Source organism: Streptomyces sp. NPDC031379 (assembly GCF_055569615.1).
This window is the reverse complement of record NZ_JBVIIT010000023.1, coordinates 57,242-65,291: the sequence shown is the minus strand read 5'-3', so window position 1 is coordinate 65,291 and position 8,050 is coordinate 57,242. Positions and strand designations below refer to the sequence as shown.

Genomic DNA, 8,050 nt, shown 5'->3' with positions numbered 1-8,050 from the left:
GGGCCGCCCCCCGTCGGGGGACCGTGTGTTTTTTTTTTTTTCTCCCCCTTCTCTCTGTTTTCCCTCTCTTCCCCCCCCCCCCCCCCCCCCCCCCCCCCCCCCCCCCCCCCCCCCCCGCTCCCCCGGTGCCGGACTGTGGTACTCGTCGTCCGCGCCCGTCACCAGCACATGACGGCCGTCTCCCCCGAGCCCCATGTGGAGTGGAGGCGGACGCGGACGAAGTAGCGGCGGCCCTTGACGAGCCGCACCCCGACAACGGCGTTGCCCGGGCCGCCGCCGTCGTCGTGGCCCGCGAGGAAGCGCGGTTCCCCGTCGCGCTCCTCGAAGACCACGAGCACGGTGTCGGCGTCGCCGAAGGTGCCCACGGTGTACGCGCGGGTCTCCGGCGGCTCGACGGTGAAGTCGGCCTGCTCCGCCGGGCCGAGACCCAGCGGCACCGACCGGAACGGCACCAGCACGGCCGGCCCGGCAGGGTCGGCGGGCGGGTACCAGCGGAGCACGAACTCCTTGTCGGCCGGGGACGGTGCACCGGACGGACGCAGCCCCCCGCGGTACTGCTCCGGCTCCAGCACCAGCCCCGGCCCGAACGGCAGCGCCATGACCGACTGCGGATCCCACACCGAGCCGCTCACCTCGCCGGCGTCCAGCGTGCGCAGCACGTTCTCGTACGCCGTCTCCCGGCTCCAGAAGTTCGGCGGGCCCGCCAGCTCGGCGTACACGGCCTCGTCGTCCCAATGGAGCCCGGCGAACGGACTCTGGTGCTCGTGCACCATGCCGAGCGCGTGCCCGATCTGGTGCAGGACGGTCCCGCGCTCCCCAGGCGCGGTCACGTCCCAGCCGAGGTTCATGGTGCGCTCGCCCCGGCCCACCGACAGTGCCTCCCGGCCCACCGCCGACCAGGAACCGGCACCGGCCTGGAAGCCGATCCGCAGCTCCGCCTCCCCCCGGTCGCCGACCTCGGCGAAGGTGACGCCGATGCCGAGCCCCTGCCACTCGCGGAAGCACTCGCGCACCACGGCCCGCTGCTCCTCGCCCCCGCCCCACGGCACCCGGCGCAGCTCGCCGGTCCCGGGGACCGGGATCATCGAGGCGTCGGAGCCGGCGTCGAGGAAGCAGTAGTGCAGGACCGTGCCGTTGACCCACATCCGCCGCCCGGCGAGCAGCGCACCCTGCCGTTCGGCCGTCAGCCCCGCCGCGAAGGACGGAGCCGGCTGCCGCGGAAGCGAGCAGAGGCGTCGGGTCATGGGGCCAGCGTGCCCGCCCGCCGATGCCGGGCGCCTGAGTCGGGGGCTACTCAAGTCCACCTGTATCAAACCTGAGTACGCGCGCTCCGGATGATGTGAGGACTTTCGAACAGGACGCGAAGACACTCGAGATGCCCTGGCCGTTCACCGGCCGGGAGGACGAACTGGAGCTGGTGCGCCGGTCGCTGGCCACCGGCCGCCACGGCACGGTGGTGACCGGCCCGGCGGGCCGCGGCAAGACCCGGCTGCTGGCGGAGGCGGTCCGGGGCACGGACCACACCCGGGTGACCGGCACGCCCGAGGCCGCGGGCCTGCCCTTCGCGGCCTTCGCGCACCTGCTCCCGGACACCGTCTCCCTGCACCGCGCGGTCCAGCTCCTGTCCGGCGTACGGCTGCTCGTCGTGGACGACGCCCATCTGCTGGACGAGGCCTCCGCCGCCCTGGTCCACCAGCTCGCCGTGCACGGGCGCACCCGCCTGCTCGTGACCGCGGTGGACGAGGTGCCCGCGCCCGGCGCGGTGTCCCGGCTGTGGACCGGCGAACTCCTGCCCCGGCTGGCCCTCGCCCCGCTGCCCCGCGAGGACACCGCCCGGCTGCTCGCGACGGCGGGCCTGGAACCCCTCACGGCCGGCCGCCTGCACGCCGTGTGCCAGGGCGATCTGCGGCTGCTGCGCGACCTGGTGACCGCACTCGGCGCCGCCGGGCGGCTGGACCCCGTCCCGGGCACCGGCGAGCGGGCCTGGCGCGGCGCGCTGCCGGTCACACCCGCCGTGCGCGAGCGCCTCGCCCCGGTCCTGGAGCGCTCCGGCCGCGGCGAACGCGACACCCTCGAACGCCTCGCCTTCGCCGAGCCCCTGCCGCTGCCTCTGGCGGACCTCGACCTCGACATCCTGGAACGCCTGGAGACGGACGGCCTGATCGAGGTCGACGAGCGGGGCGCCGTCACCCTGGCCCACCCCCTGCACGGCCCGGCCCTGCGGGCCACGACCGGCCGGCTGCGGGCCCGCCGGCTGGCCGCCGACGCGAACGCCCACGGCCCGGCCCTGGACGCCGAACAGCGCACGCTGGTACGGCGGATCGAGCAGCTGGACGTCCGGCCGGTGCCCACGCCGGTGGGGGAGTGGCTGGTGGCGGAGGGCATGCCGCTGCCTGCCGACTACGCCGCCGTACGGGCCCGGTACGCGCGCCTGCGCGGCGAGCTGCGGGACGCGGCGGCGTGGGCCGCGCAAGGGCTGCGCCATGCGCCGAGTGACCCCGCGTGCCTCGGTGAACTCGCCCTCGCCGATACGGAGTCGGGGACGGCGGCCGCCGGGGTCGCCAGGGCTGAGACGGCCGGCGGCGACTCGGCCGGGGACGACGGCCACGCACCGCACGACGTGCACGCGCTGTACGACGCCGTACGCCTCGGCGAACCCGAGCGGGCGACCGGAAGGCTGCCGGCCGGCAGCGTCTTCGCCCGGCACGCCGAAGCGCTCCGCCACGGCGACGGGGCCGCACTCGACCTGGCCGCCGAGGCCCTCGAGGAGCGCGGCTACCTGCTCTTCGCGGCCGAGGCCCACGCGCAGGCCGTCCGGGCCCACCGCGACCCGCGCGCCGCCCGGCTCTCCCGCACCCGTGCGGTCGCCCTCGCCCGCCGCTGCCAGGGTGCCCGCACGCCGGCCCTGTCCGGGCTCGTCCTCGGTGAACTCACCGTCCGTCAACGGCAGATCGTGACGCTCGCGGCGGCGGGGCTCAGCAATCGGGAGATCGCGGAGCGGTTGACGCTGTCGGTGCGGACGGTAGGGAACCACCTGTACAGCGCGTACACGCGGCTCGGCACGGGGGACCGGGGGGCGCTGCCGTGGCTGGTGGACCTGCCGGTCGCGGAGTCGGCGTAGTCGTCCGCGCGGGAGAGGAAGGGGGCGGCGCGGGTGCGTGGCCGGCTGCGGGTGCATCGTGGCCGGTCGCGCAGTTCCCCGCGCCCCTGGTACACGCGTCGCCGGCCCCGGCGCCCGTGCTCCGGGCGGCCCCGCGCACCCGTACACGCGCCGTCGGCCCGGGAGGTGCGCCTACGCCGCCCCGAACGCCGCGAACGCCCAGCCCGTCGCCTGGTGGACCGCGTCGCCGGGCAGGGCGGTGCGGGCGTCGCGCAGGGCCTCGGCCAGGGAGAGACCGGCGCCGAGGCCCTTGTGCAGGGCGAGCATCAGCGGCACCACCGCCGCGTCGTTGACCGGCGCGCTGCTCGCCACCACCCCGGCCGTGCCCAGCGGCAGCAACGCCGCGACCAGGCCCAGGAGTTCGTCGGCACCGACCGAGGCGAGGCGGGCGGTGTCGCAGCTGGAGAGGATGATCCGGTACGGGCTGCGGGCGAGCCGCTCGAAGTCGTGCACGATCAGCGGGCCGTCGGCCATCCGCAGCGCGGAGAACAGGGGGCTGTCCGCGCGGAACGTGCCGTGCGCCGCGAGGTGCGCGAGGCCCGCGCCGTCGAGTTCCGCCAGCACCCGGGGAACCTGCGCCTCGTCGCCCTCCAGAACCGTCGCCGTGCCGTACCGGTCCGCAAGCTCCACCACCTCGGCACCGCCCGTCGCCAGGCCGGGGCCGCGCACCAGCACCGCCCGGCCGTCCGGCGGCGGCTCCGTCTCCCGGGCGCGCAGCCAGCTGCCCGCCGACGGCGACACGCTGAGCACCCGGTCCCGCAGCGCGGGCAGCAGCGCCCACGGCACCCGGTGCAGTGCCCCCGGCGGCACGATCACCACGGGTCCCGAGCCGAGGTGTGCCGCGGCCCCGCCCAGCAGCAGCTCCTGCAGTCGTCGGCCCGCCGCCTCCACGAGCGGCAGCCGTGCCTCCGCCCCGGGATGCGCGAGCCGCCGCAGCCCGGCCTGCACGTACTCGGCCTCGGCCACCGCCTCCGCCAGTGCCCCGCCGTCGAACCGCCGTACCCTCCCCTGCCCGCACAGCAGGACGTGCACCCGCCCGTCCACCACGGCGAGTTCGGCCAGCAGGCCGCCGCCGAGCCGCTCCAGCAGACGGGCCACGTCGAAGCGGTCCCCGGAGCCCGGCGCGGCCCCGCGCATGTGGTGGGTGCGGGAGCGGATCTCCCGCTCCAGGCGCCGCTGTTCGCGCTCCAGCGCCGGCACCGGGCGCCCCTCCATCCGGGCGCCCTCCGCACGCGCGGCGATCTCCCGGTAGGCGGTCAGCGTGCTCAGCAGCGCCGGGTCGTCGGGCGGCCGGGTCGGTGGCGCGGACAGCACGGTCGCCCGCCAGCGCTCGCTCCACACCAGCAACCGCCGCGGATCGCCCTGGGCGAGGCTCACCTCCTGTGCGACCGCGGCCAGCTCGGCGCCCTGCGCGGTCGCATGGGCGCGCAGCTCCGAGGCGCCCAGGGTCGTGCGGTGGTCGTCCAGCACGTCCAGACCGCGGCGGCACGCCTCCAGCACACCCCGCCGGGAACCGGCCGCGCGCGCCCTGAGCGCCTGCGCCGCCCAGCCGGTCATCCGGGCCGTCGGCGGGCCGCCGTGCCGGCTGCGCGCGGCCACCGCCAAGTGCCGTTCCGCGTCCGCCGTCCAGCCGAGCGCCAGCGCGATCCGGCCCGCGAGCAGCGACGCCTCGGGTGCGGCGGGCGAGCCGAACGAGGCCAGCCGCTCGGCGACCGCCGCCGCGTCCGCGACCAGCCGCCCCGACCGGCGTCCGGCCGCCACCCGGGCCTCGATCAGCACCAGCCGGGCGTGGGTCTCCCACCACATCCGCCGCTGTGCCGCGAACAGCCGTACGGCGACGGCGGCGCGGGCGATCGCGGTGTGCGGGTCCCCGGCCGAGCGGGCGGCCCGCGCGGCGGCGAGCAGTAGTTCGGCCTTGCGGGTGGACTGCCCGCCGATCCGGTCCAGCAGGGCTGTCGCCGCGTCCGCCTCGGCCAGCGCCTCCGGGGCGAGCCCGGCCGCCATCAGCACCTCGCAGCGCCGGACGGACAGCATGTAGGTCGGCGTCCCGAGTTTCGCGTACCGCTCCTCGGCCTCGTCCAGCAGCCGCAGCGCCGCCGGGATGTCCCCGGACCGGAACGCGGCGAGCCCCCGGCTCTCCACCGCGTCCGCCTTGTCGTGCTCCTGGCCGGTGGTGTCCCACAGCCGCTCCGCCGCCGTGAAGTCGGCGACCGCCCGGTCCACCGCGCCGAGCGCCAGGTGCACGGTGGCCCGCAGGGTGAGCGCCCGCGCGGTCCAGATGTCGTCGGCGACCTGCCGCAGCACCGGCAGCGCCCGCCGTACGTCCTCCAGGGACTCCCGATGATGCCCCAGCACCCACCACACGTACGCCCGCCGGTACAGCACCCGGGCCCGGGTGTGCCCGGTGCCCCGTGCGACCCCCCGCTCGAACGACGCGAGCCCCTGCCGCGTGCGCCCCGCGTGCACCAGTGCGACCCCCAGCGTCGCGAGCACATCGGCCTCCCGGTCGGCCGACTCGGCCCGCGCGGCGAGGTCCCGGGCCCGCCGCAGGTGCCGCAGCGCGATCCGCAGATCACCGAAGTCCCGCTGCCAGATACCGAGCACCTGGTGGGCGACGCTGGCGTGCAACGGCGGCGCGGGGGCGTGCAGCACCTGTTCCGCGCGTGCCCGGGCCTCGCCCGGGTCGGCGAACACCAGGGGCAGCAGCTCGAGAACCGACTCGCTTCCCGCCGTCACGTCTCGCATGGTAGTGGCCTGCTGTATCAGACGGTGGCCCCACGGCTCTCACTGTCGAACACCGTCTTGAGGGGGAGGACACGACATGGCACCTCAGCGATTCCACGAGCAGTTCGACCACATCCAGCGCTCGATGCCCGACGTCCCACTGGCCATGGGGCCGGACGACGACGCCCACTTCCTGTACGAGAAGGGCGTCGTCCTCGCCCGCGACGGCGAGGAGGCCCGGGCCGTCGAGGACACCGTGCGCGCCCACTTCACCGCGACCCAGGGGCTGCTGCCCGAACACGTCGGCCGCACCGGCCCCGAGACCGGCCGCACCGGCGTCACGCGCATCCGCGTCGGCGACCCGGGCCTGGGCGACGACGCCGTGCCGCACGCCCTGCGCGCCCTGCGGGAGGCCGAGGACCGCCGAGGACGCCGGCTGATCAGTCGGAACCACGTGGTGCACATCGCGGTCAACGCCTGCCCCGGCGACGAGCCGGTGCCCGTCCCGCGCACCGAGACCGCCAACCCCGGTGCCGCGGAGGGCGGTTACCACCCGGACTCCGCCGTCCGCGTCCTGGTCGTCGACACCGGCCTCGTGCACGACCACCGCTCCTACCCCCTCCTCGCCCACACCACGGGCGACGCCCAGCTGACCGAGACCGACACCGACGGAGTGCTCCACCAGTACGTCGGCCACGGCACGTTCATCGCGGGCATCCTGGCGGCCGTCGCACCCAACACCGCCATCACCGTCAGCGGCATGCTGAACGACGCCGGTGCCGTCCTGGAGTCCGAGTTCGGCGCCAAGCTCTTCGAGGCCGTGGACCGGGACGGCTGGCCCGACGTCATCAGCCTGTCCGCGGGGACGCCCGCCGAGAGCGACGACGGTCTCATCGGCCTGGACGCCTTCATGCGGGAACTGCGTGCCCAGCGCACCCTGCTGGTCGCCGCCGCCGGCAACAACGGCAGCGACACGCCGTTCTGGCCCGCCGCCTACGCCGCGCTGCCCGAGTACGCGGACAGCGTGCTGTCGGTCGGCGCGCTGCGCGCGGACGGCGACGCCGAGGCCTGCTTCAGCAACCACGGGCCCTGGGTGCGGGTCTACGCTCCCGGCGAGCGTCTCACCAGCGCCCTGACGGGCTTCGGCACCCCCGTGCCGTACCTCTACCAGCACTCCACCTACGAGGCCTGCCGGTTCGGGTACGGCTACGCCTGCACCTGCCAGTTCCCCCGCCACACCGGGGTGCTGAGCGAGGGACGGGAGAGCACCGGGGCCAAGGCCGACCAGGTGATGTTCGACGGGCTCGCGCAGTGGAGCGGCACCTCCTTCGCGACCCCGGTCGCCGCGGGGCTCGTGGCCGCCCATATGACGGCGCACCAGGAGCCCGACCCGCGCACGGCCGGCGTCCGGCTGCTCGCGGGCACCACCGACCGGGCCGAGGTGCGCGGGGCGCACGTCCCGGCGCTCCGCCCGCCCACCTGGCGCCCGGTACCGGTCGCGACCCCGGCCCTGCCCGCATGAGGGCCGGAACCCTCCGCTCCACGGCGTACGATGACCACCCGTACACGAGGGGTGGAGCCGTGGACCGAACAGAGGTCGGCGCGCTGGTCCGGTCCGCCGTCGACGGGGACGCCGCGGCCTGGAAGGCGCTGGTGGAAGGGATGAGTCCGCTGGTGTGGTCGGTGGTGCGCGCGCACCGGCTCTCCGACGCCGACGGGCACGAGGTCTACCAGACCGTGTGGTTCCGCTTCGCCCAGAACCTGGGCCGGATCCGGGAACCCGACAAGGCCGGCTCCTGGCTGGCCAGTACGGCCCGCCACGAGTGCCTGAAGGTGCTCAAGGGCCTGACCCGGCTGACGCTGACCGACGATCCGCAGGTCCTCGACCGGGCGAGCGAGGACCGTACGCCGGAGGAGTCGCTGATCGATTCGGAAGAGGCGGCGGACCGCGCCGAGCGGGTCCGCCGCCTGTGGCAGGAGCTGGACGGACTGGGCGACCGGTGCCGGCAGCTGCTGCGGGTGCTGATGGCCTCCCCGCCACCCAGCTACGTGGAGATCTCGGCCGCGCTCGGCATCGCGGTCGGCAGCATCGGGCCGCTGCGCCAGCGCTGTCTGCGCCGGCTGCGGGCCCGGATGGACGCACGGGGTGCGGCGTGAACGGACGCG

General features: G+C 76.0%; 5 protein-coding genes. 3 read left to right on the top strand and 2 right to left on the bottom strand.

The window, feature by feature from the left end; all coding sequences use genetic code 11:
• Nucleotides 1-158: 158 nt before the first annotated feature.
• A complete protein-coding gene (gene absR1, locus ACZ5CW_RS29815; protein WP_468606738.1) occupies nt 159-1,244 on the bottom strand; it encodes a beta-glucuronidase AbsR1 in 1,086 nt (361 codons plus the stop codon).
• 131 nt (nt 1,245-1,375) lie between these two features.
• Here absR1 and ACZ5CW_RS29810 point away from each other — a divergent pair, with 131 nt between their 5' ends.
• On the top strand, nt 1,376-3,121 hold the full coding sequence (locus tag ACZ5CW_RS29810) for a LuxR family transcriptional regulator AbsR2 (RefSeq protein WP_468606736.1): 1,746 nt from the start codon (nt 1,376-1,378) through the stop codon (nt 3,119-3,121).
• 171 nt (nt 3,122-3,292) lie between these two features.
• On the opposite strand, the gene ACZ5CW_RS29805 is transcribed toward ACZ5CW_RS29810, so the two are convergent.
• Nucleotides 3,293-5,905: a CHAT domain-containing protein gene (locus ACZ5CW_RS29805; RefSeq protein WP_468606734.1), complete on the bottom strand. Its 2,613-nt coding sequence runs from the start codon at nt 5,903-5,905 to the stop codon at nt 3,293-3,295.
• 76 nt (nt 5,906-5,981) lie between these two features.
• Between ACZ5CW_RS29805 and ACZ5CW_RS29800 the strand changes: the two genes are divergently transcribed.
• Nucleotides 5,982-7,406 (top strand): S8/S53 family peptidase, encoded by a 1,425-nt coding sequence (locus tag ACZ5CW_RS29800; protein ID WP_468606732.1) that lies wholly within the window; start codon nt 5,982-5,984, stop codon nt 7,404-7,406.
• On the top strand, nt 7,403-8,041 hold the full coding sequence (locus tag ACZ5CW_RS29795; RefSeq protein ID WP_468606730.1) for an RNA polymerase sigma factor: 639 nt from the start codon (nt 7,403-7,405) through the stop codon (nt 8,039-8,041). The genes ACZ5CW_RS29800 and ACZ5CW_RS29795 overlap by 4 nt, the downstream gene beginning before the upstream one ends.
• Nucleotides 8,042-8,050: the final 9 nt, after the last annotated feature.

Bases quoted from the DNA above. Each gene is read 5' to 3' on its own strand.
- absR1 (WP_468606738.1), bottom strand. From the start codon at position 1,244: ATGACCCGACGCCTCTGCTCGCTTCCGCGGCAGCCGGCTCCGTCCTTC.
- ACZ5CW_RS29810 (WP_468606736.1), top strand. From the start codon at position 1,376: ATGCCCTGGCCGTTCACCGGCCGGGAGGACGAACTGGAGCTGGTGCGC.
- ACZ5CW_RS29805 (WP_468606734.1), bottom strand. From the start codon at position 5,905: ATGCGAGACGTGACGGCGGGAAGCGAGTCGGTTCTCGAGCTGCTGCCC.
- ACZ5CW_RS29800 (WP_468606732.1), top strand. From the start codon at position 5,982: ATGGCACCTCAGCGATTCCACGAGCAGTTCGACCACATCCAGCGCTCG.
- ACZ5CW_RS29795 (WP_468606730.1), top strand. From the start codon at position 7,403: ATGAGGGCCGGAACCCTCCGCTCCACGGCGTACGATGACCACCCGTAC.